This is a genomic window from Mycobacterium sp. TH-M11, from assembly GCF_057473725.1.
Genome location: NZ_JBYCLD010000185.1, coordinates 1 through 2,252, shown reverse-complemented (window position 1 = coordinate 2,252; position 2,252 = coordinate 1). Strand labels below are relative to the sequence as shown.

Below are 2,252 nucleotides of genomic sequence, written 5' to 3'. Positions count from 1 at the left end.
ATCACCCCGTTCAACTTCCCGGCGATGATTCCACTGTGGAAGGCCGGGCCCGCGCTGGCATGCGGAAACGCGTTTATTCTCAAGCCTTCTGAGCGCGACCCGTCGGTGCCGCTGCGGCTGGCCGAGCTGTTTCTGCAGGCCGGCCTGCCGCCGGGGGTGTTTCAGGTGGTCAACGGCGACAAGGAAGCCGTGGACGCCATCCTGCACCACCCCGACATCGAGGCGGTCGGCTTCGTCGGCAGCTCCGATATCGCGCAGTACATCTACGAGACCTCGGCCGCCAACGGCAAACGCGCACAGTGCTTCGGCGGCGCGAAGAACCACATGGTCATCCTTCCCGACGCCGACCTCGACCAAGTCGTCGACGCGCTGATCGGCGCCGGCTACGGCAGCGCCGGTGAGCGGTGCATGGCGATCAGCGTCGCGGTGCCCGTCGGCAAGGAGACCGCGGACCGGTTGCGTAACAGGCTCGTCGAGCGCATCAACCAGCTGCGCGTCGGGCACAGCCTGGACCCGAAAGTCGACTACGGCCCGCTGGTCACCGAAGCCGCGCTGGCGCGAGTGCGCGACTACATCGGCCAGGGCGTGCAGGCGGGCGCCGACCTGGTGGTCGACGGCCGCGAGCGCGCATGCGACGAGTTGACCTTCGACGACAACAGCTTGGAGAAGGGCTTTTTCATCGGTCCGACGCTGTTCGACAATGTCACCACCGACATGTCGATCTACACCGACGAGATCTTCGGCCCGGTGCTGTGCATCGTCAGGGCGGAAAACTACGAACAAGCACTCGCGCTGCCTTCTCAACACGAATACGGCAACGGGGTGGCGATCTTCACCCGCGACGGCGACGCCGCCCGCGACTTCGTGTCCCGCGTGCAGGTGGGCATGGTCGGCGTGAACGTGCCGATCCCGGTGCCGGTGGCCTACCACAGCTTCGGCGGCTGGAAGCGTTCCGGTTTCGGGGATCTCAACCAGCACGGCCCCGCATCGATCCAGTTCTACACCAAGGTCAAGACCGTCACGCAGCGCTGGCCGTCGGGGATCAAGGACGGCGCCGAATTCAGCATCCCGACGATGAAGTAGCCCGGTCATGCAACTTTTCGGTCTGGACGACGACGAACGGGTGATCACCGAGACGGCCGCCGCGTTCGCCGCCAAGAAACTGGCCCCGTATGCGCTGGAATGGGATGCCGCACAGCACTTCCCGATCGACGAGCTGCGCGAGGCGGCTAGTCTGGGGATGGCCGCGATCTACTGTCGCGACGATGTGGGCGGCAGCGGGCTGCGCCGCCTGGACGGGGTGCGGATCTTCGAGCAACTGGCCATGGCCGACCCGACGACGGCGGCCTTCCTGTCGATCCACAACATGTGCGCCTGGATGGTCGACGCGTTCGGCACCGACGAGCAACGCAAGGACTGGATACCGCGGCTGGCGTCGATGGACGCGATAGCCAGCTACTGCCTGACCGAGCCCGGCGCCGGCTCGGACGCCGCCGCGTTGAGCACCAAGGCAATCAAGCAGGGTGGCGACTACGTGCTGGACGGCGTCAAACAGTTCATCTCGGGCGCCGGTACCTCTGACGTGTACGTGGTGATGGCGAGGACCGGCGGCACCGAAAAGCCGGGTCCGCGCGGGATCTCGGCGTTCATCGTCGAAAAAGATTCCCCGGGGCTGAGTTTCGGTGCCCACGAAGACAAGATGGGCTGGAACGCGCAGCCCACCGCGCAGGTCATTCTGGACGGCGTGCGGGTGCCGGCCGACGCGATGCTCGGTGGCGCCGACGGCGAGGGCGCCGGCTTCGGCATCGCGATGAACGGCCTCAACGGCGGCCGGATCAACATCGCCGCCTGCTCACTGGGCGGCGCGCAGTCCGCCTACGACAAAGCCGCAACCTACGTCGCGCACCGGGAAGCGTTCGGGGCTGCGCTGCTCGACGAGCCCACCATTCGTTTCACCCTGGCCGACATGGCCACCGCGCTACAGACGTCACGACTGATGCTGTGGCGGGCGGCCGCCGCGCTGGACAGCGGTGACGACGACAAAGTGGAATTGTGCGCGATGGCCAAACGGTATGTCACCGACACGTGTTTCGAGGTCGCGGACCAGGCGCTGCAACTGCACGGCGGCTACGGCTATCTTCGCGAGTACGGTCTGGAGAAGATCGTGCGCGATCTGAGGGTGCACCGCATCCTGGAGGGAACCAACGAGATCATGCGGGTGGTCATCGGCCGGGCCGAGGCCGCCCGCGTTC

The 2,252-nt window shown here is 66.4% G+C and carries 2 protein-coding genes; both read left to right on the top strand.

The features are described from left to right. Positions 1-1,083 (top strand): CoA-acylating methylmalonate-semialdehyde dehydrogenase (gene mmsA, locus AC2VOG_RS08105; protein WP_486939399.1); only part of this gene is annotated, 1,083 nt, incomplete at its 5' end. 7 nt (positions 1,084-1,090) lie between these two features. Beyond that, positions 1,091-2,252, top strand: a 1,162-nt coding sequence (locus tag AC2VOG_RS08100) for an acyl-CoA dehydrogenase family protein (RefSeq protein WP_486939398.1), incomplete at its 3' end; no start/stop codon positions are given.